This window comes from Jeotgalicoccus sp. FSL K6-3177, assembly GCF_038050175.1.
GTDB classification, from domain to species: Bacteria; Bacillota; Bacilli; order Staphylococcales; family Salinicoccaceae; genus Jeotgalicoccus; species Jeotgalicoccus nanhaiensis.
This window is the reverse complement of sequence record NZ_JBBOSK010000001.1, coordinates 1,378,806-1,404,424: the sequence shown is the minus strand read 5'-3', so window position 1 is coordinate 1,404,424 and position 25,619 is coordinate 1,378,806. Positions and strand designations below refer to the sequence as shown.

The window sequence follows — 25,619 nt, the reverse complement described above, 5'->3', positions numbered from 1 at the left end:
TGTATCTAGTTTAAAACGTTCTATTCAAAATTTTATGTATCGTTTGCAGGGTCTGAGATTATACAGATAGCAGAGACCAGATTGTATTAGATGAATGACAGGGAGTGGAATATATGTCTGTTTTTATGTCTTGAATTTTTATCATTACCTCTAAAATTGTAGTAATATTGTGACAACTACTATTCTATCCAAAAGGGGAACTGACATGACACTTGAAAAGATGGATGATTTTATTCTAAAGCACCGTGACGACTACCTGAATCAGCTTTTTAATCTGCTTAAAATTAAGAGCATCAGCACTAACGAGGATGAGATTCGACATTGCGCTAATGTCTTGAAGAGCGAGATGGAAACCCTCGGACTCGATACGCAGCTCATCGAAACCGGCGGTAATCCTGTTGTCTACGGCGAGCTTCTAAACGATAAAAACCGCTTCACCTTGCTAATCTACGGACACTATGATGTCCAGGCTGTGGAACCGATTGAGCTATGGGATTCGAATCCTTTCGAACCTGAAATTAGAGACGGCAGAATATATGCACGAGGTGCCGGGGATAATAAAGGCCAGCTGATGGCCCAGCTGCTCGGACTGAAGACTTATCAGGCGCTCTACGGCGAGCTTCCTATTAACGTGAAGTTTATCTTTGAAGGGGAAGAAGAACTCGGGAGTGTGCATCTGGCGGAGTTTGTCGAGAATCACAAGGAACTGCTTGAAGCGGATTTAGTCTATACGTCGGATGGTTCTTCGCATAACAGCGGCGATCCGTTAATTCTGCTCGGTGTCAGAGGGGTGCTGACGCTTGAAATGACGGCGAAAGGTGCGGATTTTGATAACCATTCCGGCAATACGGGCAATATCGTGCCGAATCCTGCCTGGAAACTGATGCGGCTGTTGAACACGATGCGGGATGATGACGGGAATGTGCTGGTGGACGGTTTTTACGATAAAATTCGAAAGCCGAGCGACAAGGAAATGGAACTCCTGAAGCGGCTGCCTTATGACCAGCAGGATATCGCAGAGAAAATCGGTTATAAGAATCTGGATATGGACGGGGCATCGTATTACCATAAGCTGACCATGGAACCGACCTTTAATATTGCGGGTATAGAGAGCGGTTATACAGGTAAGCATGCGAAAACAATTATCCCGTCGACGGCGACGGTTAATATGGATATCCGGCTGGTGGCGGACCAGGACCCGAAAGATGTTTTTAGAAAAATTGAGGATCATGTTAAGAAAGTAGATCCAAGTGTGACTGTAACTTATAAAGGCGCCATGCGCCCGTCGAGAACACCAGCGGAACTGGAGATTGTTCAAGTCGTGACAGATGCTATTGGTCACGCCTACGGCAAAGAACCTTTAGTCCAGCCGAGCATGCCGGGCTCCCTCCCGGACTATGTGTGGACGGAAATATTAAACACGCCGTCCATCATCATGCCGTACGCCAACTTCGACCAGCACAACCATTCACCGAACGAGAATTTGAAAGTAGAGAACTTTTTGAACGGGATTAAGTGTACGTGTAATTTGGTGAGGGAATTGGGGGAGAGGAATGTTTAAACTGATGTAACTGTCTCATATTCTATAAATGCTAGTTTAAAATGGATAATGAATTAAAATTTTTGTCGGACTTAAAGAGAGAACTTAAAGGGCGGAAATATCTTAAACATAAAAGATATTTAGGTGAAAAAGAAAAGTATATACAATGATATTCAGAAACAGAAAGCGAAAGAAGTCTAATGTTATTTCTAACGATAGACTTCTTTTTAATTCCTGCATTTAATTTTATAAAAGTACCTTAACAATAATTATCCGAGGAGTCTTAATAAATCGTAATTAACATAGACTTTATTTTTAGTTTTAGCTTTGTCAGTATCTAATAGTTTTAAATCAACTAAATGATTTAATCCGTTTCTGGCAGTAGTTGGGCTGATATTTAAAAAATCAGCAACTTCCCGGGTGGAGACTGATGGTTTCGTAAATGAGTAAAACCAAATTTTATTGATACTGCCGGTAGAATTGATTAGCCTTAACCCTTTTCTAGCCAGCTGTTCTATAGATTCAAGTTTGTTAAGTATGCTTGTTGCCATTCTTTTACAAGCATCAAGGAAAAATTTTATCCAGGCATACCAATCTGGGTTATTGCCGCGTACACCATTTAAAAGATTATAGTATCTAAGTCGTTCCTTTTCTAATTCTTCACTTACGAAGAAAACAGGATATTCAATTAAATTGTCACTCATAGTATTGAGCACAATTAATATTCTCCCCATTCTTCCATTACCGTCGAGAAAAGGGTGGATAGATTCGAATTGGGCATGCATGATTGCAGTTTTAATTAAAGGATCAGAGTCTATATCAAGCAAGATATGATTTTCTTGATTACTTGTATTGAAAGTATAATGTTCTTGACCGTTAACATAATTTTCAAGATTACTCATGTAATCGCTAATATCACTAGCAGGTATCGGAATGTATACAGCATCCTCAATTCGATCCGTTGGACCAATGAAGTTCTGAATCTTTCTAAATTCACCGGCCGATATTGTAGTGCCTCTAGTATTTTCTCCCATAAGTATTTCGTGGAGCTGTTTAATTAAACGAGTTGAGATAGGATAGCCCTGATTAGTCAACTCAATTCCTTCTTTTAATGCAGCTAAATAATTATCAACTTCAACTACTTCACTACTTTTTCTTTTCTTAGTGGCATCTTCAATCATGTCGGCAAAAGTAACCTGTGTACCTTCGATACGAGTAGATTGTACAGATTCTTGTAAACTTAATATCTGTATAAGCTGAGAATTAATGATTGAATGATTTAATTCAGAATTCAATTTCCCAATCAGAGTTTTAATTTCTGCAATTTCTTTATACAGTACTAAAGCATCTTCCATTTTAACTTCCGGTGGAAGCATTTGAATACCTTGGATAGCCATAACGCACCTCACATTCCTTTTAGTTTCTAATTATCGCACTCTATTAGTCAAAAAACAACATAAATTGGTTTATAGATTGAGAGTTATAATGTAATAAGTCTTGTTGAAGTGGGTTACAATAGAGTTAAATAAAATAAAATGGTAATTATAAATTTTAACTCAAAGGAGGTTCTAATGAAAAATCTATTCCTATTAATAATTTTTATTTTAATTATTGTACTCGGTAATTCTTTTGAAACTTTAGAACCTGTATCTAATACCTTCGAGTTCCTGTATGTTAATTTTAATTTCCCTTTATTAATATTAATTATTATATTTATATTCAAACAAGAATTGAAAGATTTAATCAATAGAATATCCAAAATCACACACGGAGAAACTAGTATCCATTTGGATTTAGAGTACTTAAAAGAAGGTTTAGAGAATAAAGCGGATTTTTATAAGGATGTTGAAATCAAGCAGGCTCCCAGAATTGGTGGTGGAGGCAGATTTAATATTCCTAATGAAGATCTTATTAGAATGACAAAGATTCAAATATTATATACTCAAAATATGTTAAATAACTATTTAGAAAATGAAGGCTCAGTTGCAACTATACAGAAGTTATATATGGCATATGAAGAAGTGCTTAAATTGCACTACAATTTAACCTATACAGATATAAATACTATGAAAAATAGAATTAGACATGATGGAACTGAAGAGGAACTGCAGTTATTTGATGAAATAGTTGCTTTCTATTCTGGAGTGACTTATTTTGACTCACATGAGAATGGCACAGGAAAATTATTGAGAGACAAAGATGTAATGAACTATAAGAAGCTTATATCTGTAGCTGTGAGTCAGTTCTATTTTTACTCAGTATTTAATCATCCACCCGATAATATGCAAAACAACTAAATATTTATTGATGAAGATATTTTTGTAACAGTATTAAAAATAAAGACACGGGGTGACAGTATGTCTGAAGATCATAAAAAAGTATTTGTCAGCTATGATTGGGGAACACTTGAACATGAACAGTGGGTATTTGATTTAGTGAAGGATTTACGCAGTGATGGAGTAGATGCCATGATTGATAAATTAATCACTCAAACAAATACAGTGCAATTAGAAAGAATGATGGTTGAGAGGATGAATGAAAGTGATCATGTAATTATGGTACTCACTAAGGAATACGCTCAGAAAGCAGATAGTATGCAAGGCGGAGTTGGTTTTGAAACTCTTCAGAGTTTACCAGATTTACTTAGTAACTCTGATAAGTATATTTTTATACTGCGTCATGATGGAGACTTCAAGGATGCGGTTCCATCTCATCTTCGAGGCTTTCATTTTATAGACTTTTCAAGCAATAGTGAATACAAAAGAAAGTATGAGCAACTGTTATACAGAATAGAGGGGGTGCCGTATTATGAACTACCTCCGCTTGGTAAGAAGAAGGAATTAAAGCCGGGATATTCTAATATAGAGAACCTTACATCTAATAATCAAGTATTTGATGATATTGATTTACCAAAGCTAAAAGAGTTGAATGATTTAGAAAAAGATAAGCTGGAAGGCAGTGTTTATAGCGAACTGGTTGATTTATTCAACCAGCTGTTTATAGAACTGGAAAATAAAAATTCTAATTTCCAGTATACTAAAGAAGAAATAAATCAGCAGAAGCATGTCTTTAAGTTATATCTTGATGGGAACTTAAAGACAGGAGTGAAAATATGGAGAGGAAATCATCTCTTTCAAGGAATCAATTTTCAATTCGGACATATGCTTGATATTAATTCCGATAATACTCTGAATGAAAGTCTCGTATTTAATTATAACCAAAATGGTGAATTCACTATGAAATTAATGATGAATATACCGGGGAATTCTGAGTATAAAGAGATAGCTGCAGTAGTCAAAGAATTATGGAATACCAGAATAGAGCCCGTATTGAAACAATAGGATTGAAATTTTAATATTTAATGTAAATAAAACCTCAAATATTATATATGTCTGAGGTTTTTATCTTCTTGATTAATCTTTTATAAAACTTGTTATGCCTTCTCTATAATGACCTTTAACTGACCATCTTAATAATATCGTCGTCATTTCTTTCGGTGTATACGGATAGTCGTTTTTTATCCACCAGACGATACTGTTGAAGTATGCGCCCGTTGAATAGCTGATCAATAGGTTTTCCAGCACCAATACCTCGTCTTTTGATGCTGCATAATCAATTCTTCTTTTTATATACTCTTCCAGTATATATCAGATAGATGGCTAATAATTATTTTGTCGTTTAGTATAAGAATAAAGGATTATATAAGGAGGACTATCATGGAGAGAATTAGAACACTTGTAAATGAACTCAGAGTAAATGATGAAAATTTTGCATTCGAACATGTTCTTAATAATCTGGAAGACGTTATTGAAAAATTTGGAGTGAAGGTTTTCTATAGTGATATGTCCGGTTTTCCTAATCCACGAAAAGTAAGCGGATATACCCGAATGGCCAAAAATGGTCAGCCTGAAATCGTTGTAAATGCTAAGGAGTCAGAAGGCAGAAGAAGATTTACAATGGCTCACGAACTCGGGCATATTATTATGCATTGGGGATATCCTGAAAGTAAGATATCAAAAGATCAAATGACTATTTTATATAGACAGGACTCATATTATAATCACGATTTGTATGAGTATGAGAAAGAAGCGAATGAATTTGCTGCTCAATTATTAGCACCGATAGACGTTATTGAAAGAGTCATTGTTGAACCTGTAAGTTCATTTGAAGAAGATCAACTCGACTTTTTAAGTTCGAGAATTGCAGAGTCTTTTAATATTACGAAATCATTTGCAAATGTGCAGTTAGAAAAATTAAGGGCCTAAGTTAATGAGCGAAAAGAAAACAACGATAGATGAAGAGCTGCTGGAAGAGTTGAAAAAAGACGTTAATCCTGAAAACATAAGATTGACTATCACTTCTAAAGAAGAACGTGAATATGCAGAAGAAGATAGAAAAAACGCTTTTGATGATTACCAAGAATATAAAAAAGCCGTGGGTGGGGTTATACTTTTCCGACAACTGAAAAAATTATTATTATCGTGTTCGTAAGTGCGACCTTTTTAAACACTTTTGCTTTATTGACACTAATATTTAAATATATATTTAGTCCAACAGATAATCTAATGCAACATAATAAAGATATAGAATGACAAATGTGTCAAACAATATTAGTTCGTTTTTATTAGAACCCCAGAACCTCCAAACGCCGGGAAGAGAGTTCGGGGGTTTCTTGGTGCTTATCGCCTAATCTTTTCTTTGCAGCTCAAGCCAGCGCTTAAACAGCTGCACGATGCACCCGACGATAATCGGGCCAACGGAATATAAAAAAATAGTGTCCATGAATTCCACCTTCTCCCGATCCGTATTTCGTCCAGAAAGAATAGAAGATACATTAATTATACTAAAACGGAACATTTGCTCGATTATTAAATACACTTTTCTTAAAATAGTATTAGTTTTTAAGGATGCAGTGGGTATAGGATTGTAGATGAGACGGGGAGGGATTATTATGAGGTATATCAAGAGAAGAGATTTAGATATTAGTAATATACCGGATAATCGAATTATTGCCTTAAACAAGTCCATAGAAGAAGGATGTCGATCTGTAGGGAAATTATCGCCACTCGTTGGCAAAAAGAAAATTAGTATCAAATCTAAACGGGCAGATAAGAAGTGATTTCAAGTTGTTATGATAATTTAGGCTAATTTTCTAACTGATTATCTTCAAACTAGAATCCATTTTGTTATATATTAAATTATAAGTAATAAAAATAGTGCGTATAACTTCGCTAAACCTCCAAACACTGGGAAGAGTGTCTGGAGGTTTTTCGTTTTAAATTAAATCTTTAGCTGAATGTAACTAAGTTGTAGTCGACTACACAATATTGTATAATTAAGTAGCCTAAGGAGTGAACCTAAATGAAAATGAATGAAGTTGTAATTAAAAATGTGAAGCACTGGCTTAAAGAAAATGATAAGACTCATGAATGGTTGGCGGCTGAATTAAATGTAAGTAAATCATTGGTTGGCCATATGTTGTCCGGGAAAAGAGCGATTTTGCCGAAACGTATTGAAGACTTGTCAAGAATCACCGGTATTCCCATGAAAGAATTAGTTAAAGACAGTTCTCAATCAGGTGGTTTAACTGTGCAACTTCGTGGTCAAACTTCTAATCGTCGTTCCAGACAGGATTTGAAGTCAATGATATTTGCTATTGAAGATTACATTGGTTTAAAGAGCAGGTGATAATATGGACTTAAAAATTCAAGCTGAAAAAACAGCAGAAGCTTTTGCGCAGGACTTTTTAGAAGAAAAGTTTGGCAATGATATTTTTATCGGTGCACATATTGAAAAACTGATAGATGACAAAGTCAATCTGATTTATCAATATACCGAGGATGAGAATTATCACGGGGCTGCAGTGGTTCATGAATCGGGTGAGGAGTTTATCGCATTGAATACGTTTCAGCCGCTTCGAATGCGTTATTTTACAGCAGCGCATGAACTATGGCATTTATCTGAAGGCAGTCAAATGCAGTCTGAATCATTTGACCATGAAAGAGCAGCAGACCGTTTTGCAGCTGCAGTGATGTTGCCCAAAGGTCTGACAAAAGATTTATGGAAAAAGTTTAAACGTGAATATGGTACAGAAGAAGCGGTGATTCATCTTGCGGATTTTGCTAGTGTACCATATGACGCAACGGCCCGGCGTGTCAGAGAACTTGGGGATAGGGATGCTCCAGTGAGTATACCGGAAGATGAGTGGAAGCAGAAACGTTTTGTGTACAACTTACCTGAAAGTTTTCTAGATCAACCTCAGGCTATTGAAAAATTCGAAGCGTACGAAACGATTGTACGAAATGCAGTTGAGCAGGAGAAGCTGGACAGTCTGACTGGAGCAAATAAGATAGGGAGATATAATCCCAAACTTGCAGAGGTGCTGCAGGAACAGAAAGCCGAATACCTGAATAATAGAGAACAAAACGATGCGTAAGGGTAAAGTATTTATAGATGCTAATATTATTATTTATGCGGACAGCTTTGGGAAGACAGATGTGTTTGAATGGATTAATAATTTATATGAAGAAATCTATATTCATAAAATAGTTTTAGAAGAAGTAAAATTATCATCTGCAAGGAAAAAGATTGAAGGTTTCATTACTGAAAAACGCTGGTTACTGTTTGATCCTGAAGATGAAAAAGCTTTAACGGATAATCAATACGATTTGTATGAAGCCTATTTAGATGATGTACACGAATCATTTCGACAATTAGATGCTAAGAAAATTCCTGATTTTAAACTCTGAGATTGCCTCAAACTGGAAACCAGATTCACTCTATGTTAAATTAAAAGTAACAAAAATAGTGCACATGATTTCATCACCCCCAAATGCTGGGAAGAGCATCTGGGGGTTTTAATGTCTTGTCATTTTACTTTTTATTATGACTGATGTTATAATTCAAGTAACAAAAAGATATTCCATTGCAACACCGAACCCCCAATCTACTGGTCCTAGATTGGGGGTTTTTTTGGTGTGGTTTTCGCCTATCATTCATCGCGTTTGTCTAACCAGTATACAAAGTACGCAACCAGGCACCCGGTGATTATGGGTGCTAAAATTTCTACAAAAAGATAATCCATTGCTTCCACCTCCTCCCGGTCCGATTTCGCCCGGGATGGATAGGCGATATACTAATTATACCAAAAATCGAACGTTTGTTCGATTTATTTCGGAAAATTAAAATGAAATCCCGCATTTTTTATCACTCTTATGCTAAAATAGAACATAAGTTCTATATAGGGGTGATCTTCATGTATGACTATAATCTGTGTCCGCAGTACGATATTCTGTGCATTGATTTGAAAAGTTTCTTTGCGAGCGTGTCCTGCAGGCTGAAAGGGCTGGATCCGCAAACGATCAAGCTCGCTGTTGTCGGGGATACCAAGAGCATGGGTTCTGTCGTGCTGGCTGCAACGCCTGAATTAAAGAAGCTCGGGATTAAAACAGGGTCCAGGCTGTTCGAGATTCCCGCCAGAAGCGATATTTTTATCATCAATCCTTCCATGAAAATCTATTTGGATTACTCTATGAGAATAACGGAAATTGCGCTCAAATATGTTGCACCTGAAGATTTTCATCAGTATTCCATCGACGAGTTCTTCATGGACGTGACGCACAGCTATCACTTATTTGTCGCTTCACCGAGAGAGCTTGCCAAGAAGATAAAAACCGAAATCTATGAAGAGACCTTAATCGAATGTGCCGTCGGGATCGGTGATAATTTGCTGTTAAGCAAGGTGGCTTTGGATATTGAAGCGAAGCATATGCCGGACGGGATTACCGAATGGCGCTACGAGAATGTTGTTGAGAAAATGTGGCACATCAAGCCTTTGAGTAAATTTTGGGGCATTAATAAGAAGAGTGAAAAGAAGCTGAACCAGCGCGGTATTTTTAATATCGGAGACTTGGCCCGCTATCCGCACGAGTACCTGAAGCGGGATTTCGGCATTATCGGTGTCGACTGGCATCTGCACGCGAACGGCATCGATTTCAGCAAGATCAGCGAGAAACATAAAGTCCATTCACCCTCGATTGCAAAAAGTCAGATTCTGATGCGCGACTACAAGTTCAGTGAAACTTATGTTGTTTTGTTTGAACACGTGGATGAAGTGACCCACCGCATGCGGCTCATGCATCAGCTTGTAAAGACGGTGCAGTTTTCCGTCGGCACGAAAGACGGGCATATTTACCGCAAGCAGTTCACTATTAAAGAAGGCACCAACAGCGAAGATGTGATTATGAAAAGACTCTGGCAGGAGCTGAAGACAATCGCAGATCCGTACGCTCTCTACCGGACCATCAGCGTCACGCTGACGAACTTTATCCCGGACAGCCAGAAACAGGTCTCGCTTTTTCAGGACGTCGACAAAATGCTGAAAGAAGAAGCGCTCATGAAGACCATCGATGCGCTGAAAGTAAAATACGGCCAGCTGAGCGTCATGCGGGCCATCAGCTGCACCGAAGCGTCTACGCTGAAACTCCGGGAAGGTTTAATCGCCGGTCATAAAAGGTAGAATATGGATAAGGAGTGATATGATGCGGATATTAATACTTATTTTATCAGTACTGAACTTAATCTATCTGATTACGACAATCGCAGCGAATGAAGCGGGTAATATTTACCTGTCACCGATGGGGCTGCCGTATTATATTGCAATCGGACTCGCAATTTTAAGTGTCGTTATACTCTTAATTACGAAAACCGGCGAAGGCAGAGCGAAGAAATTGAGTTTGTCAGCAATACTGGTCAACGTTGTTGGAATCTTTTTAGTGAGCATATTGTTTATGTAAGGAAAGATGAAACGCCTGGTGAAGAGCTAGGCGTTTTTATCAAAAAGTGTAAAGGAATAGAATTTTATCATTGTAATGAAGCTTGACTAATACCTGGAAGAGAGAAGTTGATGACATGGCTAAGAGTTATTTAATTAAGGATCTTACAAAAGGCGAAATCTCTTTAATAAATGCATTAGAAAGACTACTTATCATAACTTATTCAATGGAAAACTTAGAGATAAAAAACTGGGTTATGAAAGAGATAAGTGGTTATAAAGATAATGAAAAGATTCCTAACTACAGAGAACATAAAAGTATGAATTTCACTTATCAAGGAATAAATGGTCAAATGCAAGTTAAGAATGCCCCGTTACCAATTACATGTTTCCCAGAAGAACTTCAAGAATCTGTATCTACAGTAACAATATCTGAAGGAGTAGGTGTTATAGAGAAAATAGTTAATAAAAACTATAGACCTAGTTATGATTTAACATTATATGCACCGTATATCTATGAAAAGACAGGAATACAATGTTTGAGCATCACACATAATATCAATTCGACAATATACGAAAAGGTATACAGCACAATTAGATTGAAAGTTATTCAAATACTTTTAGACTTAGAAAAGAGTTTTGGGGTATTAGACGACTTAGATATAAATACTGGAGATTTAAGTAAAGAAGAAATTAAAGAAGTAGAGCGAAGAGTAATCTCTATTATTGCTGATGGAAAGGAATTGGATGTTAATGATTGATGAAGTATTTGTAAACGATGTGACATTACTACTTATCGGGTCAGTAATAACGTTAATTGGTGCTATATTACTATACTTTTTACAGCAGATGATATTAAGATATGTTCAACGAAGAGGTGAAATTTCACTATACTATAAACACGTACATAATAAAGTGAATGGGTTACCAGCATCAATTAGAGAAGGAGGAACTCTTTTAACAATTCCTTTATGGCTAGAACTTCATAATAATAAAGAGGTTAATCAAGTTGTAAGAAATATTAACGTAGCATTATATAATTCAGAGAGGATGGTAGATAAAGCAATCCAAACTAACTACATGACCAAAGGTGAAGAGAAAATGTATTTGGGTAATAATGGATCATATTCTTTTAACTTACCATCAGAATCGATACAACAATTTGAAGTGTATTATCTATTTAAGAAATCTGATGTAAATAAGAAATTTGACTCTGTATACATAACTTACTACACATCTAAGGATGAAATGATTCAATCGAAAATTTTAGACTTAAAAGATGGCTGGAATACTAAAAAGTTGAATTTAAAGAATGATTGGATTAAAAGCAAGTCTTAAAAGACTGCTTCATTAATTTAGGAAAGGAAGAAACTATGGAAAAAGATTAAGTATCTTATTTTGGGAGCCTGTAGTAATTAAGTAGACTGAACCAAGTGAAGCGGTAATAAAATTTCATCCTGAAAGAAAAATCGGAAATGAATAAGAGTCAGCCATCCCATGACCAGACAGTGGAACTTGCTGAAATCGGTAACCTGGAAGGAATAACTCACGGAGCAACGGTATAGGTGATTGATATGCATGCTGAGACACTTGAAGAATCAGTGCAGAATGTAAATCAGGAAAACTCTGAATTTGATTATTTCAACATACACGGCTGTCGACGGTGTGGCATTTTAGCCTGAAAGTAGTGGCTTTTAATAAAATCCTGAGGACAATGTGAGAGATAGACGAATAACAAGAATAAACTTTTAATCAATTACAAGATAATTCATATAGAACTTCAATAAAACAATTACTGTGATATTTAATAAAATTTCAAATATACTTTATATATTATTTAGAATACTTAAACTGATAATGTTATTAATTCAAAAGGGGAGTATAACTATGATTAACGAACTTGATGAAATATTAAAATCTAGTGAATCGCTACCGTTCTTATTTGTTGGATCGGGTTTCTCTAAAAGATATCTAGCTACACCAGATTGGAAAGGTTTATTAAAGGAAGTAGCTAATAAAATAGATAGTAACCCATTTTATTTTGGAAAATTAGAAACGATAGCAAGCAAAAAATTTGATGAATCATCAGAATATAATAATTATATGACCTATTTATGTGATTTAATATCCATCGATTTAGACGAGCTTTGGTTTAGTGAAGATGAGTTTAAAGAAAATCGGGAAAAACATGGAGATTTAGTGTTGTCTCAGAAAGTAGAACCTATAAAAATAGAGATTTCAGAGATATTAAAAAAGAAAACACTTCATACAGAGGAATATGCAGAGGAACTAACATCTTTAAACGATATTACATACAAATCTGTCGCAGGTCTTATAACGACTAATTACGATGAATTATTGGAAAACATATTTGATTTTAAAACATATAATTCTCAAGATGAACTTTTATTTAATCAAAATTTAGAAGTAGGAGAAATATATAAGATTCATGGGAGTGTTACAGATCCTTCATCTCTTATGATAAATACTAAAGATTACCAGAGGATTGAAAAAAAGAACAAATATATAGCAGCTAAACTCATGACTATTTTTATAGAACATCCTGTTATATTTATGGGGTATTCTATAGGTGATGAAGATATTAGAAATATATTAAGCGCGATAACAGATTGTCTTGAAGAACCTCAAAAATTAGAATTACAAAGAAGATTGATTTTCATTGAGTGGGATGAAAAAGTCGAAAAAACGGAAGAGTCTACACTGATGATTACTTTTTCACCTAATGAAGATATCACACTTACAAAATTTATAGTTAAGGATTTTGGTGATGTATATAAAACTGTTGCTAAAAATAAATCCGATATACCAGTGAAAACTTTGAGGAAATTAAAGCAAGCAATGTATAATTTGGCTTTATCTTCTTCCAATGATGAAACAATTTTTGTGCAAAGCCCGGATGAAATAATAGAGAATGATGAATTTGAGATTATAGCAGGGTTTGGACTAATGGAATTAGCTAAACGTGGCTACGGGAGTATAGACCCTGCAGAAATATATCAAGATATCATCTTAGATGATTCTAAGTTCAATAATGAATTACTAGTTGAAACTACTTTGTCAGATGCGCTACATAAAAAATCTGGTTATCTACCTTATAGAAAATATCTATCAAACTATCCATATGAAATTCCTGAAAGAATTAGGAAGAATATGAGAAGATTTGATAGGATAGAACAATTCTTACCTCAAGCAGTTTTAGACAATAGAAGATATATGGAAGTTTCATTTGACGAAGCTTTGACTATGAAGAATCCTCATGAATCTCTTGCATTAGTAGATTACAGTGTAGAGGAAAACCTTAACAGTCTTCATCCTTATTTGATGCAAGAACTTGAGAACAATCCTGATTTGATTAGAACAAGTAATCCATTTAGGAGATTAATTAGATTATTTGACTTTATAAAATACACTTAAAAAATAGTTTATTCAGATACAATTAAACCATTAAAAAATTGCTGTCGGTGTAGTCCGACAGCAATTTTTGTGTTTTACGTTCTATTAAATTACATCGTCTGTTACTTTCATCAGCTTCAAATTGTTCAATGCCATTAATATCGTTGTTCCCACATCTGGTAATATTACAATCCATAGTGTTATCCGCCCTAGGATAACTAATAGTAGCGCAGGGACTGTAATTGCTATGCAGAACGTAATATTTGGTTTAATAATGTTCAACGTCTTTCTGTTTGGTTTAATAGTGAACGGCAGCTAACGCAGATTACGGACTATTGAAGTAACATTTGTGGTTTCTAGTCCAGTGTCCATACCTGTCACCGATGAGGCTGCCGTATTATATTGCAATCGGACTCGCAATTTTAAGTGTTGTTATACTCTTAATTACGAAGACCGGCGAAGGCAGAGCGAAGAAATTGAGTTTGTCAGCAATACTGGTCAACGTTGTTGGAATCTTTTTAGTGAGCATATTGTTTATGTAAGAAAAGAGGCGTCCGGGAAACCGGGCGTTTTTTTGGGAAAACAATTGCTGCCTAAATGTATATATGATAATATGTTCATATACTTACATAGACTATTTTAATAACGAAAGAGAGGTTATGAGAATATTGGAGAAATTTGAATCGGCGAGTGGTACTCCTCCAGAGATTGATGACGAAACATTATTTCTTGTTACTCAAACGTTTAAAGCATTAGGTGATCCAACCAGGGTAAGAATTCTTCATTTACTCTTTAAAAAAGAATGTTCAGTTAACGAGATTGCAGAGACGCTGGACATAAGACAATCGACTGTTTCCCATCAGCTGCGTTTTTTAAAGAATTTGCGGCTGGTAAAATATCGCCGCGAAGGAACAACACTGTATTATTCTCACGATGATAATCATGTGATGCAGATTCTGGAACAAATGATCAACCATGCTTGTCACAGTTAACTTACTATAATCACTTATGATACATAAGTGATATTCATTATATTGTTATATGTATATATATGAATATAGGCATAATATAAAGGAGGTTGTAACATGGGACATGATCATCACGACCATGCACATGGTGCAAATAAAAAAATATTATTAATCAGCTTTCTCATTATTACAGCATTTATGATTGTAGAAGTAATTGGGGGAGTGCTGACTAAAAGTTTAGCCTTGTTAGCTGATGCGGGACATATGCTGAGTGACTCTATTTCACTCCTGATTGCTTTAATCGCTTTTACCTTAGGGGAAAGAGCTGCCAATTACGGGAAGACGTATGGCTATAAACGTTTTGAAATCTTGGCTGCTATTATAAATGGTGCAACTTTACTTATTATTTCCCTATATATTTTCTATGAGGCCTTCCAAAGATTATTGGACCCGCCTGCAGTAGCTTCGACTGGAATGCTGATGGTTGCTTCACTTGGTTTAGTTGTAAATATCATCGTGGCATTTATCATGATGCGCGGCAGTGATACAGAAGGCAATCTGAACATGCGTGCTGCATTTCTGCATGTTTTAGGAGATTTATTAGGATCTGTGGGTGCGATTATTGCAGCGCTCCTGATGATTTTCTTTAACTGGGTATGGGCAGACGCGATAGCAAGTGTCCTTGTAGCAGTACTGATTTTAATCAGCGGATGGCGGGTGACGAAAGCTTCTATCCATGTATTAATGGAAGGTACGCCTGCTAATATAGATGTAAAAGAAATTATTACTCTGATGAAGGATACAGAAGGCGTTAAAGGGATTCATGATCTGCACGTGTGGAGTGTTACAAGCGGACAAAATGTGCTTTCCTCTCATCTTGTAGTGGATGAAAGTATGACCATAGGGGAAAGCCAGTCATTACTTGAAACACTTGAAGACAAATTAAAAGATAAAGGAATCGGCCATGTGACGATTCAAGTTGAAACATATAATCATCCGCACGAGAATTCAATTATGTGTCAAGGAGAGTATAGTATGGAAACATCTCATCATGGTCATAGTCATTAGACTAAAGCAGAACTCGGAGTGTTTAAAGAGAATATTTAAATGGAAAGCATGTGTCCCGGATTGTTCGGGATGCATGTTTTTTGTTTTTGCAAACTGATGTGTGTCAGTAATTATTTATATTTAAGCTGGCAGGTTGACAAAAATCGATTACAGTTGTAAACTTAAGTTAAATCAAATCGATTACAAACGTAAACGAAGTAAGGGGGAAACGATATGATTCGAGAATTAGATACTAATATTACTGATTCAGAATGGGAAATTATGCGTGTGGTCTGGGCGCAGGATCGTGCTGTGAGTAAAGAGATTGTAGATGTACTGCAGCAGAAAAATGAATGGAAACCTGCAACGATTAAGACCTTTATCGGAAGACTGGTCAAGAAAGGCATGCTCCATACAGAGGAGGAAGGCAATAAATATATTTATTCTGCTAATATCAGTGAACGTGAATTTATTAAACATACACTGAAGGATACATTCTCCAACATATGCGACAAGGACAACGGTAAAACGATTGAAGAATTAATTTCAAAATCAGTTTTAAGCTTTAAGGATATTGAGATGCTTGAGAAAGCACTTGAGATGAAGAAAAAAGATGCGGTTGACGTGGTGCCCTGTAATTGTGTGCCGGGCAAGTGTAACTGCTCATTATATTAAAAAAAGGAGTTGTAACTGTATATGATTACTAAAACATTAAGTATTGAAGGCATGACCTGTGCGTCATGTGTCCAAACAGTCGAAAAAGCGGCTAAGAAGCTTGATGGTGTCGAAGATTCCAATGTCAATCTTGCCACTGAAAAGCTGAAAGTTACTTTTGATAACAATATTTTATCTGAACAGGATATACAAAAAGCAGTCGAAGATGCGGGGTATAAGGCCCTTGCAGACACAGAAAAGAAAACATTTAATATCGAAGGCATGACATGTGCATCTTGTGTGCAGTCCGTTGAGAAAGCGACAAAAAAACTGGACGGTGTGATCAGTGCTAATGTGAACCTTGCGACAGAGAAAATGTCAGTTGAATATACGCCCGGTGCTGTAACTGCTTCTGATATTACAGCAGCAGTTGCCGATGCCGGTTATACTGCCAATGAAGCGATTGATGAAGCGGATACTATGGATGCGGATAAAGAGAAAAAACAAAAGAAAGTTCAGGCAATTTGGTCGAGGTTTGTCTGGTCTGCTGTTTTCACGATTCCATTATTATATATTTCGATGGGTCATATGGCAGGATTGCCGATTCCTGAAATTATCAGTCCAATGTCCAGTCCGGTGTGGTTTGCACTGCTTCAATTTATATTAACGCTGCCGGTGATGCTGCTTGGAATGAAATTCTTTACAGTCGGTTATAAAACATTGTTCAGAGGACATCCGAACATGGACTCGCTTGTAGCGCTCGGAACTAATGCTGCGTTTCTATACAGTGTAGGCGCAACGATTGCTGTACTAGCTGGCAATAGCGGCTATGTAAACAATCTTTACTACGAATCAGCTGCGGTTATTTTAACACTGATTACACTCGGTAAATATATGGAAGTCCGCTCCCTCGGCAAAACCTCCGAAGCAATCGGCAAACTTATGGGTCTGGCACCGAAGAAAGCAACGGTCATCCGAAACGGACAGGAAATGGAAGTTTCCGTAGATGAAGTCGCTGTGAATGATACTGTCATCGTTAAACCGGGCGAGAAAATTCCGGTAGACGGTGTTGTGATTGAAGGAATAACTTCAATTGATGAGTCGATGTTAACGGGGGAAAGTATGCCGGTCGACAAGAATACCGGAGACAATGTAATTGGTGCAAGTATTAATAAAAACGGTACAATCCGTTATCAGGCAACAAAAGTCGGAAAAGATACAGCACTGTCACAGATTATTAAACTAGTTGAAGATGCACAAGGTTCAAAAGCACCTATTGCAAAAATGGCAGATATTATTTCCGGCTACTTTGTCCCAATCGTAATTGGTCTTGCTATTCTTACAAGTCTCGCATGGTTTATCGGCGGAGAAACAGGATTATTCGCGCTGACAATTGCAATTTCAGTACTGATTATTGCTTGCCCGTGTGCGCTTGGACTGGCAACACCGACAGCAATTATGGTCGGAACCGGTAAAGGTGCAGAGAACGGTGTGCTCATTAAAAGTGGCGGTGCTCTCGAGACAGCGCACAAACTGGATACGATTGTTTTTGATAAAACAGGAACAATTACAGAAGGTCAGCCGAAAGTCACAGATATTATTACAGTTAACGGCGTTACGGAAGATGAAATGCTTCAATTAACAGCATCTGCAGAAAAAGGATCGGAACATCCGCTCGGTGAAGCAATCGTCAGAAAGGCTGCAGAACAGAAATTAGAAACCATTAAACTGGACAGCTTTAATGCGATACCGGGTCTCGGCATTGAAGTCAGCATCGACGGTAAAACATTATTGGCCGGCAACAAGAAACTCATGGATACACGTCAAATTACCTTAGATGCAGTGAGCGGACAGTCAGATGACTTGGCGCACCAGGGTAAGACCCCTATGTATATTGCGGTGGATGGACACATCGCAGGTATTATTGCAGTGGCAGATACAGTTAAAGAAAACAGTTTAAAAGCGATTGAAAAACTGCACAAAATGGGTATTGAAGTCGCGATGATTACCGGTGATAACAAGGGCACAGCTGAAGCAATTGCGAGACAGGTCGGCATCGACCGTGTGCTGAGTGAAGTACTGCCGGAAGATAAAGCGGAAGAAGTAAAAAAACTGCAAAGCGAAAACAAAAAGGTCGGCATGGTCGGAGACGGTATCAATGATGCGCCGGCACTTGCCCAGGCGGACATCGGTATTGCGATTGGTTCAGGAACGGACGTTGCCATGGAATCAGCAGATATTGTGCTGATGAGAAGTGATTTAATGGATGTACCTACAGCAGTAGAGCTGAGCAAATCGACAATCAGAAATATTAAACAAAACTTATTCTGGGCTTTCGCCTACAATGTTATCGGAATTCCATTTGCGATGGGTGTATTCTATCTGCTCGGCGGCCCGCTCTTGAGTCCGATGATTGCCGGGGCTGCGATGAGTCTGAGCTCAGTATCTGTACTTGCGAATGCACTGCGTCTGAAACGTTTTAAACCATCAGCAGCTTAAGAGAAAAGGGAAGGAAAGATTAATATGGACAGCAAAATTGAATTTGAACTATATACAAGGCCAACATGCTCAGACTGCCAGGATGCTAAAGCTTATATGGAGGCAAATAAGATTCCGTATACGAGTAAAGATGTCGGGCAGCACCCTGAGCTTGAAGCGGAAATGATTAAAATATCTGGAAACCGTATCGTTCCCTTATTCGCCTTTTACAAAAAAGGATTATTAGGCAGAAAGAAACTCGTAAACCATTTTATCGGCTTTGAAAACAACAAGGAAGAAATTCTCAGTTTAATAGAAAGCAGATAGAGGGTATATTTTTTTGAAAACTAAATACCATACGGGGGTATAGTATGTTATTATGAGTTTGTAAGACTAAACATTATAGGAGGAATTGATATGCAGCAGGTAACATTGGATGTTAAAGGAATGTCATGCGGATCATGCGCTAATACAATTGAAAAATCGGTAGGAGAACTGAGTGGAATTGAACTCGTAAAAGTTCTTCTTTCAGAAGGTAAAGTAGACGTATCTTATAACGAAAACACTGTAGGACTGAAAGATATTAAGAGTGCGATTTCAGAATCAGGTTATGAAATAACCGACGCACCTGAAAACAACAGCAGCTGCTCTTGCTGCAGTTAATATAGAAAATAAAGCACCCCTAATCAGAGATTCATCTGAAGAGGGGTGCTTTTTAGTAATTAGGGTATAGAAATATATAATAAGAAGTACATATGTTCAATTGCGCATCTTTCTCCAATAACGGTAGGAAATCCAGGTGGATACGAGTACTGTAATCCAGGCAGTAACAAGGACGATGCCATTAAAGAGAGACTGATTGACTGCGAAGGCGCCGAGGGCGACCAGTGAAACTTGTCCCGGGATAGAAGCGATAAAGGTTGCTGACAAAAAAGCAGACTGACTGACACCTAAAGCGCCTGCGCCATAATTGACTGGCCAATAGGGCAATCCCGGCATCAGCCTTGCTGTACACATAGCTAAAAAGCCTGCATTACTCAAATATTTTTTAACCGTCGGTCCATGTCTGCCAAGGAGTTTGAATGTCAGGTTTTGACCGGTGAATCTCGCTAACCAGTAGCCGATCCATGAGCCGATCAATATGCCGGTAAAAGAAAATAAACTGCCGGCTATGACACCGTATAGAGAACCTGCGACCAAGGCCGGGATAGTGACAGGAATCGGGGTAATGGCAATTAAAGCTGTAATACCGATAAAAACCAGCCAGCCAGCCCAGCCGTATCCCTGAATCATCTCTCTTAAGACTGCAGGTTCTGGAATATGTACATTAAAACTTAACCATATCAAGATGCCTATGAATACTATTAAAGTTACTAGGGAAATGATTGAACGGGGAGAAAAAGCATCGGTATAATCTTTTTCTGACTTCATTATGTTTCCTCTTTCCTGGATATTTTATCGAATGATATATATTTAACTTTAACTAAGGTCTTGGTAAAAGGGAATAGATTTTTAAAAAGTTTAAAATTATAGGAGGCAGCTGTTCTATGCGTATTTATACTGTCGGTCATTTTGATTATTCACTCGATAAATTTCAGGAAATGCTGCAAACAGCAGATGTGACATTCGTGATGGATGTGCGGGCATTTCCTAACAGTAAAAGCCATCCGCAATATAATCAAGAATCATTTCAGACGTGGCTAGAAGATAATGATGTAAAATATTTTCATAATAAGCTGCTCGGCGGACGACGAAAACGGTCAGGCACTGTAGGAGAAAATTTGAATGAAGGCTGGAAAAATCAATCATTTCATAACTACGCAGACTACACGCTGACAGACGACTTCAAACAAGGTATTAAAGCGTTGATGGAAGATGCGAAAGAAAATACAGTCGCTATTTTATGTGCTGAACGTCATCCTTCCAGATGCCACCGTTTAATCGTTAGTAACTGGTTAGCTGCCCACGATGTGGATGTTAATCATATAATAGTGAATAATAAAGAGGAAATAGAAATAGTGCCGCATCAGCTGGGACAATGGGGCGCCATGCCGATTATAGAAGATGATGGGGAAGTCGTTTATCCTAAGAAAACGACGAATAACTAAGCTCATCATAATTGAGCGAAAACTTAGTAAATAGTATATAAAACCTATATAATGTTATGTGTAAACAAACTAATTGGAGGCTATATATCATGACATTAGACAGAGTTGCAGTCATTACAGGTTCAGCTCAAGGTTTAGGTAAAGGTATTGCAGAAAAATTAGGCGAAAACGGCTTTAAAGTTGTATTAAGTGATATTAATGAAGAAGTGCTTAATGAGACTTTAGAAGAACTTAAAGGTAAAAACTACGAAGTGACAGCAAAAGTCGCGGATGTTTCAAAACAGGATGATCACACTGCTCTGGTTAAACATGCAGTAGATACGTTTGGTAAGTTAGATGTTTATATTAATAACGCTGGTGTTGAAGGCGCAGTTGAGCAGATAGAGAATATCAGTGAAAAAGATATTGATTTTGTTTTAGATGTTAACGTTAAAGGTGTCCTGTTCGGAATTCAGGCAGCAGCCAAGCAGCTGAAAGAGCAGGGCCACGGCGGAACGATTATCAATGCATCAAGTATTGCCGGGCATGAAGGTTTCGACTTCCTGTCAACCTACAGTGCATCTAAATTCGCAGTGCGTGGCTTAACCCAAGTTGCATCTAAAGAGTTTGCCAAAGACAATATTACCGTTAATGCATATTGTCCAGGTATCGCAGCAACAGGAATGTGGGAACGTTTAGATGAGAAATTTATGGATGTTATCGGTACTAAGAAAGGTGAAGCCTTAGAACAATACGCTTCTTCTATTTCTTTAGGACGCACGCAGGAACCAAAAGACGTGGCAAACTTAGTAGCATTCCTTGCTTCTGAAGATGCAGGTTATATTACTGGTCAGGCTATCTTAACTGATGGCGGTATAGTTTATAGATAATTTCACAAATGTTATTTAAATATAGAACCAGAGCAGAAAACTATCTGTCCTGGTTCTATTCTATTCATCGTTATAAAAGATGAATAAGGGGACTCTATTTATATGGTAACTATAGATATACTTTAATAATTAAAGATAATAAGCGCCGGGTTGCCCCGGCGCTTTTTTATTGAAGAAAATTATCTTAAATACTTGAACATAACGTTACGTCATGTGATTTAATCAAGGTAGAGGTGAAGTGCATGCATGAAAAAATGTATACCGTTGGTGAATTATCCAGATTATCCGGAGCAACGATCCGAACGATTCAATATTACGATAAAATCGATTTGCTTAAAGCTAACAGAGATGTGAAGGGCAATATTAGATATTATTCAAAGAAAGATTTAATGACACTTCAGCAGATTTTATTCTATAAACGTCTTGGCTTTTCCTTGAAAGAGATTAAAACAAACCTGGTTAATTTTGAGGATGTTTCAGATATCAAAAATATATTGAAAAACCAGGAAGATATACTGTTTCAGCAGGAAATGGATATCAAATTGAGAATGACAATTATTCAATCTGTGAATAGTGTGCTTGAAACAGACCCGAATCAGGATCTGGAACCTTTTATGGAACTTGTGCTCGGTCTGAATAAACAAACCATCCTTGATTACGCAAATGTTGAATTCAATCAAGACACGGAAGAATTATTTAACGATAAATACGATGATTACAATGAGATTATTGAAATTTACTGGCAGTGGAAACAGCTTATTCTGGAAGCGGCTTCTTATAAATTGAATAACACAGATGATAATCATCAAATTAAATTTCAATTTGGCAAGAAGTGGAATGATTTTATAAACAGTGTCACTGCCGAAGATCCGGATGCTGTCGCAGTGTTTGAAAAAGGGCTGGAAGACAGTGATAAGTGGCCGAAGGAAGATCTCTTTTTATACAACTTTTCCAATGATTTCATAGAAGATGCACATAATTATTATCTGAAAAAGGATGATGAACATGATTAAACTGGAGAACCTGACAAAAGAATACGGGGATAAAACCGTTGTGAATGATTTAAGTTTGACATTCAAACCCGGTATCGTCACAGGGCTGCTCGGTCCTAATGGGTCCGGCAAATCGACAACCATGAAAATGATTATATCTCTCGTCAATCCGACAGCGGGTGACGTACTGATTAATGGGAGTAAATATAAGGATTATCAAGAACCATTTAAACAGATTGGTACACTGATTGATCCATCGGCTTTAGATAAAAATTTTACGGCGCATCAGCATTTATCTATTATCGCTGAAGCATCAAATATCGATCCGGTCAGAGTGGATGATATGCTAGGAATCACGGGTCTCGACAATGCTAAAGATACAAAATTGAAATCTTTTTCCCTTGGAATGAAACAGCGATTGGGTGTGGCGACTGCACTGCTTAGTGATCCAGCTGCGATTATTTTGGATGAACCGTTCAATGGATTAGATGTAGACGGTATCAAATGGCTTAGAAAGCTGTTTAAGAATCTTGCAGAAGAAGGAAAAGCTGTAGTGGTGTCGAGTCATTTAATGAGTGAAATCCAGGCAGTGGCTGACCGGGTAGTCATTATTGGCCAGGGCAATCTGCTCGCGGACATGACTATGGAAGAAATGAATGAAAAAAGTTTAAGCTCTTACGTCTATGTGGAAGCAGACAATCTGGAGAAAATGAAAAAAGCCCTTGAGGAAAGACAGGCAGTAATTAAGAGGAAAGATGACGGTTTTGAAGTTCGGAACCTTGAAGCAAAAGAAATCGGCAGACTGGCTCTAGAGGAGCAGCTGATACTTCATGAGCTTAAGAGTGTGAAACCTTCCCTCGAGGAACTATTTACGGAAATCACTTCCGGAAAAGCGGATTACGTATCACAAGGGGCTGAGGACAAATGATGAACTTAATTAAAGCAGATTTTAAAAAGATATTTTACCTGCCGGCCTACCGGAATTTTTTAATGACCACGGTAATCTTGAGTATCGTGTTCGGAGCTATTTTTCTGTTCACCATTAATATTACTCAAGGCAAAGCATTAACAGACCTGACCTTTATAGAAATGATTGATATTTCATTCCTTGGGATAGATGTTACGACTATTATGCTCATCATATTCACAGCGATGTTTATCTCGAAGGATCTGTCTCCGGGAGCCGTTCATACGAATTTAGCGATTACTCCGGACCGCAGGAAATACTTTCTTTCTAAGATAATATTTATGGCTGTGTTATTTATCATTATCAGTACAGCAGTCACAGCATTATTAGTGATTATCAGTCAGCTTATTGCTTCTGCGATTGGATTAAGCGGGCTGAGTGCTGCGGGAAGCGGTTTTGTACAGCTCATCATCGGTTCTATTATCATGGTCTTATTTTATACGCTCTTAAGTGCAGCTGGGACGTTTTATATTCAATCGGCGGCTGGGGGAATCACCTTCGCTTTAGGTATCATGTTCCTTCCTGCACTCATTAAGATGTTTCCTGCCGGCGTATCAGACCCTTTACTTGTTATATTTCCTGAAAACGCACTGAATTACTTTATCGGTGCCGGCAACGGTTCATTTGTATTATCTGCTGCTGTTCTTCTGGTATGGATTATCATCCCATCCGTAATTGCCTTGTGGAAATTTAACAAAATCGATTATTAAGCGTGCGGTTATGCCGTAAGGCCTGTCCAACAATGTTGGATGGGTCTGTTTTTATTTGGGGGTATGACTAAAAACATGAAATTCAAAAGCGTTTATACCAATCGCTGGCGTAAATGTATATATTATAAGTAATGGACCAAGCTTAATTTGAGAGAGGGGAAGTTATGTGAAAAGGTTAAGTGTGTTAGTCATGATTCTGTTTGTCAGTGCTTGCGGCGATGGACAGACTGAACAAAGTGAAGCTGACAGTCAGGAAGAAACAGCGTCTACTGAAGAACAATCCGATGATGAGTTGACGGAATTAGAAAAAGAAAATGAAGAGCTGCGTAAAGAACTTGCAGAGGAAGAAAAAGAAGAAGCCGAAGAAAATACGGCTAGTGAAGCGGATAAGGCAGAAGACTCAGAAGATGAAGCGGCATCGCAGAATGACCCGGATGATAGTGAAAAATCTGCAGCTGTTGAAGAAGAAACAGCTGAACTCGCTGTAAAAGAGTTCACTATGGAAGAACAGCAGGAAATGACCCAGCACTTCTATGACTGGGCGATAGAACGCGCCGAAATTGGAAATATGGCAGTAACCAATATGTACTTCAGTCATGGAGCAGCAGGACGCGGAGATTGGTATGCTATGACGCCTGACGGTGAAGTACAAACTCAAAATCAGGATAACCCCGGCTTCGATCATTTTGATATTCATGCTGTCGGCGGAGTGGCATTTTATCAGCCTGCAAGCGGAGACTTTGGAGAAGATGCGGACGCACCATTCCCGGGTACAGCTGAAGGCTACTCCAGATTAGCGCTGCCGGATACAAATATCCACAAGTATATGCTGGCCGACAACGGTGTGGTTTATGAGCTGATTGGTAAAAGGGAACAAATGAGCTTCTCATCAGGCTTTGGTGAATACGATGATGAAGGAACGTACGGAGAATTCCCGCCAGGAGTTGAGTTTGAAATATCAGGAGATCAGGATGCCCAGCAGGAGTGGAAAAGAATACTGGGGATGTATCAAGGGTAATATATAGGAATGGCAAAAAAAGATATGTAATTACTTACGGAATAATAAAGATAATGAAAAGGACATCACCTATTAAATCAT

At 37.6% G+C, this 25,619-nt stretch carries 32 protein-coding genes and 1 pseudogene; 27 read left to right on the top strand and 6 right to left on the bottom strand.

Annotation, left to right across the window (positions count from 1 at the left end; genetic code table 11):
- Positions 1–205: 205 nt before the first annotated feature.
- Positions 206–1,561: a M20/M25/M40 family metallo-hydrolase gene (locus tag MHH58_RS07035; RefSeq protein WP_341345443.1), complete on the top strand. Its 1,356-nt coding sequence runs from the start codon at positions 206–208 to the stop codon at positions 1,559–1,561.
- 248 nt (positions 1,562–1,809) lie between these two features.
- Here MHH58_RS07035 and MHH58_RS07030 read toward each other — a convergent pair whose 3' ends face one another.
- Entirely contained in the window at positions 1,810–2,937 is a 1,128-nt protein-coding gene (locus MHH58_RS07030; protein ID WP_135097007.1) for a Fic family protein, read from the bottom strand.
- Between the two features lie 174 nt (positions 2,938–3,111).
- Here MHH58_RS07030 and MHH58_RS07025 point away from each other — a divergent pair, with 174 nt between their 5' ends.
- Together MHH58_RS07025 and MHH58_RS07020 are read left to right on the top strand one after the other, a co-directional pair.
- A complete protein-coding gene (locus MHH58_RS07025) occupies positions 3,112–3,837 on the top strand; it encodes a hypothetical protein (protein ID WP_135097005.1) in 726 nt (241 codons plus the stop codon).
- A gap of 60 nt (positions 3,838–3,897) precedes the next feature.
- Positions 3,898–4,881: a toll/interleukin-1 receptor domain-containing protein gene (locus MHH58_RS07020; RefSeq protein WP_135097003.1), complete on the top strand. Its 984-nt coding sequence runs from the start codon at positions 3,898–3,900 to the stop codon at positions 4,879–4,881.
- A gap of 72 nt (positions 4,882–4,953) precedes the next feature.
- Here the strand turns inward: MHH58_RS07020 and MHH58_RS07015 are convergent, their stop codons facing one another.
- Positions 4,954–5,169 (bottom strand): TetR-like C-terminal domain-containing protein, encoded by a 216-nt coding sequence (locus tag MHH58_RS07015; RefSeq protein WP_416212702.1) that lies wholly within the window; start codon positions 5,167–5,169, stop codon positions 4,954–4,956.
- A gap of 87 nt (positions 5,170–5,256) precedes the next feature.
- On the opposite strand from MHH58_RS07015, the gene MHH58_RS07010 reads away from it, so the two are divergent.
- Both MHH58_RS07010 and MHH58_RS07005 read left to right on the top strand, forming a co-directional pair.
- Positions 5,257–5,805 carry an ImmA/IrrE family metallo-endopeptidase gene (locus MHH58_RS07010; RefSeq protein WP_135097001.1) on the top strand — a complete coding sequence of 183 codons (549 nt, stop codon included), beginning with the start codon at positions 5,257–5,259 and terminating at the stop codon, positions 5,803–5,805.
- A 4-nt stretch (positions 5,806–5,809) separates the two neighbouring features.
- Complete coding sequence (locus MHH58_RS07005) at positions 5,810–6,031, top strand: hypothetical protein (RefSeq protein WP_135096999.1); 222 nt, start codon at positions 5,810–5,812, stop codon at positions 6,029–6,031.
- 195 nt (positions 6,032–6,226) lie between these two features.
- Here MHH58_RS07005 and MHH58_RS07000 read toward each other — a convergent pair whose 3' ends face one another.
- Entirely contained in the window at positions 6,227–6,322 is a 96-nt protein-coding gene (locus tag MHH58_RS07000; protein ID WP_167753359.1) for a type I toxin-antitoxin system Fst family toxin, read from the bottom strand.
- A 169-nt stretch (positions 6,323–6,491) separates the two neighbouring features.
- Between MHH58_RS07000 and MHH58_RS06995 the strand changes: the two genes are divergently transcribed.
- The 4 genes from MHH58_RS06995 to MHH58_RS06980 all read left to right on the top strand — a co-directional run bounded on the left by MHH58_RS06995 (position 6,492) and on the right by MHH58_RS06980 (position 8,289).
- Complete coding sequence (locus MHH58_RS06995) at positions 6,492–6,659, top strand: hypothetical protein (protein ID WP_167753358.1); 168 nt, start codon at positions 6,492–6,494, stop codon at positions 6,657–6,659.
- A gap of 242 nt (positions 6,660–6,901) precedes the next feature.
- Positions 6,902–7,228 carry a helix-turn-helix domain-containing protein gene (locus MHH58_RS06990; RefSeq protein ID WP_135096994.1) on the top strand — a complete coding sequence of 109 codons (327 nt, stop codon included), beginning with the start codon at positions 6,902–6,904 and terminating at the stop codon, positions 7,226–7,228.
- Positions 7,229–7,232: 4 nt separating this feature from the next.
- The gene (locus tag MHH58_RS06985) at positions 7,233–7,976 is read left to right on the top strand and encodes an ImmA/IrrE family metallo-endopeptidase (protein WP_135096992.1); all 744 of its coding nucleotides are present in this window, start codon (positions 7,233–7,235) and stop codon (positions 7,974–7,976) included.
- Positions 7,969–8,289, top strand: a complete 321-nt coding sequence (locus MHH58_RS06980; RefSeq protein WP_341345441.1) for a hypothetical protein — start codon at positions 7,969–7,971, stop codon at positions 8,287–8,289. The genes MHH58_RS06985 and MHH58_RS06980 overlap by 8 nt, the downstream gene beginning before the upstream one ends.
- A 242-nt stretch (positions 8,290–8,531) precedes the next feature.
- Here MHH58_RS06980 and MHH58_RS06975 read toward each other — a convergent pair whose 3' ends face one another.
- A complete protein-coding gene (locus MHH58_RS06975) occupies positions 8,532–8,624 on the bottom strand; it encodes a type I toxin-antitoxin system Fst family toxin (RefSeq protein WP_135096988.1) in 93 nt (30 codons plus the stop codon).
- A 171-nt stretch (positions 8,625–8,795) separates the two neighbouring features.
- On the opposite strand from MHH58_RS06975, the gene MHH58_RS06970 reads away from it, so the two are divergent.
- From MHH58_RS06970 to MHH58_RS06950, 5 genes are all read left to right on the top strand, one after another.
- Positions 8,796–10,058, top strand: a complete 1,263-nt coding sequence (locus MHH58_RS06970) for a Y-family DNA polymerase (RefSeq protein WP_341345440.1) — start codon at positions 8,796–8,798, stop codon at positions 10,056–10,058.
- A 19-nt stretch (positions 10,059–10,077) separates the two neighbouring features.
- Positions 10,078–10,335 carry a hypothetical protein gene (locus tag MHH58_RS06965; RefSeq protein WP_341345439.1) on the top strand — a complete coding sequence of 86 codons (258 nt, stop codon included), beginning with the start codon at positions 10,078–10,080 and terminating at the stop codon, positions 10,333–10,335.
- A gap of 115 nt (positions 10,336–10,450) precedes the next feature.
- Positions 10,451–11,074 carry an AbiTii domain-containing protein gene (locus MHH58_RS06960; protein ID WP_341345438.1) on the top strand — a complete coding sequence of 208 codons (624 nt, stop codon included), beginning with the start codon at positions 10,451–10,453 and terminating at the stop codon, positions 11,072–11,074.
- Complete coding sequence (locus tag MHH58_RS06955) at positions 11,067–11,651, top strand: hypothetical protein (protein ID WP_341345437.1); 585 nt, start codon at positions 11,067–11,069, stop codon at positions 11,649–11,651. The genes MHH58_RS06960 and MHH58_RS06955 overlap by 8 nt, the downstream gene beginning before the upstream one ends.
- A 549-nt stretch (positions 11,652–12,200) precedes the next feature.
- Complete coding sequence (locus MHH58_RS06950) at positions 12,201–13,748, top strand: SIR2 family protein (RefSeq protein WP_341345436.1); 1,548 nt, start codon at positions 12,201–12,203, stop codon at positions 13,746–13,748.
- Positions 13,749–13,832: 84 nt separating this feature from the next.
- On the opposite strand, the pseudogene MHH58_RS06945 reads toward MHH58_RS06950, so the two are convergent.
- Positions 13,833–14,102, bottom strand: a pseudogene (locus MHH58_RS06945) (cation-transporting P-type ATPase); the annotation flags it as partial.
- On the opposite strand from MHH58_RS06945, the gene MHH58_RS06940 reads away from it, so the two are divergent.
- From MHH58_RS06940 to MHH58_RS06910, 7 genes are all read left to right on the top strand, one after another.
- Complete coding sequence (locus MHH58_RS06940) at positions 14,075–14,269, top strand: hypothetical protein (protein ID WP_341346113.1); 195 nt, start codon at positions 14,075–14,077, stop codon at positions 14,267–14,269. The pseudogene MHH58_RS06945 and the gene MHH58_RS06940 overlap by 28 nt on opposite strands.
- A 117-nt stretch (positions 14,270–14,386) precedes the next feature.
- Entirely contained in the window at positions 14,387–14,719 is a 333-nt protein-coding gene (locus MHH58_RS06935) for an ArsR/SmtB family transcription factor (protein WP_445922972.1), read from the top strand.
- A 93-nt stretch (positions 14,720–14,812) separates the two neighbouring features.
- The gene (locus MHH58_RS06930; protein ID WP_341345434.1) at positions 14,813–15,763 is read left to right on the top strand and encodes a cation diffusion facilitator family transporter; all 951 of its coding nucleotides are present in this window, start codon (positions 14,813–14,815) and stop codon (positions 15,761–15,763) included.
- A gap of 213 nt (positions 15,764–15,976) precedes the next feature.
- Positions 15,977–16,417 carry a CopY/TcrY family copper transport repressor gene (locus tag MHH58_RS06925; RefSeq protein ID WP_341345433.1) on the top strand — a complete coding sequence of 147 codons (441 nt, stop codon included), beginning with the start codon at positions 15,977–15,979 and terminating at the stop codon, positions 16,415–16,417.
- A 21-nt stretch (positions 16,418–16,438) separates the two neighbouring features.
- Positions 16,439–18,895 (top strand): heavy metal translocating P-type ATPase, encoded by a 2,457-nt coding sequence (locus tag MHH58_RS06920; protein WP_341345432.1) that lies wholly within the window; start codon positions 16,439–16,441, stop codon positions 18,893–18,895.
- 24 nt (positions 18,896–18,919) lie between these two features.
- The gene (locus tag MHH58_RS06915; protein WP_341345431.1) at positions 18,920–19,201 is read left to right on the top strand and encodes a glutaredoxin family protein; all 282 of its coding nucleotides are present in this window, start codon (positions 18,920–18,922) and stop codon (positions 19,199–19,201) included.
- A 90-nt stretch (positions 19,202–19,291) separates the two neighbouring features.
- A complete protein-coding gene (locus MHH58_RS06910) occupies positions 19,292–19,537 on the top strand; it encodes a copper ion binding protein (protein WP_341345430.1) in 246 nt (81 codons plus the stop codon).
- Positions 19,538–19,633: 96 nt separating this feature from the next.
- Here MHH58_RS06910 and MHH58_RS06905 read toward each other — a convergent pair whose 3' ends face one another.
- Positions 19,634–20,305: a TVP38/TMEM64 family protein gene (locus MHH58_RS06905; protein WP_341345429.1), complete on the bottom strand. Its 672-nt coding sequence runs from the start codon at positions 20,303–20,305 to the stop codon at positions 19,634–19,636.
- 116 nt (positions 20,306–20,421) lie between these two features.
- Between MHH58_RS06905 and MHH58_RS06900 the strand changes: the two genes are divergently transcribed.
- The 6 genes from MHH58_RS06900 to MHH58_RS06875 all read left to right on the top strand — a co-directional run bounded on the left by MHH58_RS06900 (position 20,422) and on the right by MHH58_RS06875 (position 25,538).
- Entirely contained in the window at positions 20,422–20,982 is a 561-nt protein-coding gene (locus MHH58_RS06900) for a DUF488 domain-containing protein (protein ID WP_341345428.1), read from the top strand.
- Positions 20,983–21,071: 89 nt separating this feature from the next.
- Complete coding sequence (locus tag MHH58_RS06895; protein ID WP_341345427.1) at positions 21,072–21,851, top strand: acetoin reductase; 780 nt, start codon at positions 21,072–21,074, stop codon at positions 21,849–21,851.
- 242 nt (positions 21,852–22,093) lie between these two features.
- Positions 22,094–22,864 carry a MerR family transcriptional regulator gene (locus MHH58_RS06890; protein ID WP_341345426.1) on the top strand — a complete coding sequence of 257 codons (771 nt, stop codon included), beginning with the start codon at positions 22,094–22,096 and terminating at the stop codon, positions 22,862–22,864.
- Positions 22,857–23,771: an ABC transporter ATP-binding protein gene (locus tag MHH58_RS06885; RefSeq protein ID WP_341345425.1), complete on the top strand. Its 915-nt coding sequence runs from the start codon at positions 22,857–22,859 to the stop codon at positions 23,769–23,771. The genes MHH58_RS06890 and MHH58_RS06885 overlap by 8 nt, the downstream gene beginning before the upstream one ends.
- Positions 23,768–24,520 (top strand): hypothetical protein, encoded by a 753-nt coding sequence (locus MHH58_RS06880; protein WP_341345424.1) that lies wholly within the window; start codon positions 23,768–23,770, stop codon positions 24,518–24,520. Before MHH58_RS06885 ends, MHH58_RS06880 begins: the two co-directional genes overlap by 4 nt.
- Before the next feature lie 166 nt (positions 24,521–24,686).
- Entirely contained in the window at positions 24,687–25,538 is an 852-nt protein-coding gene (locus tag MHH58_RS06875) for a hypothetical protein (RefSeq protein ID WP_341345423.1), read from the top strand.
- Positions 25,539–25,619: the final 81 nt, after the last annotated feature.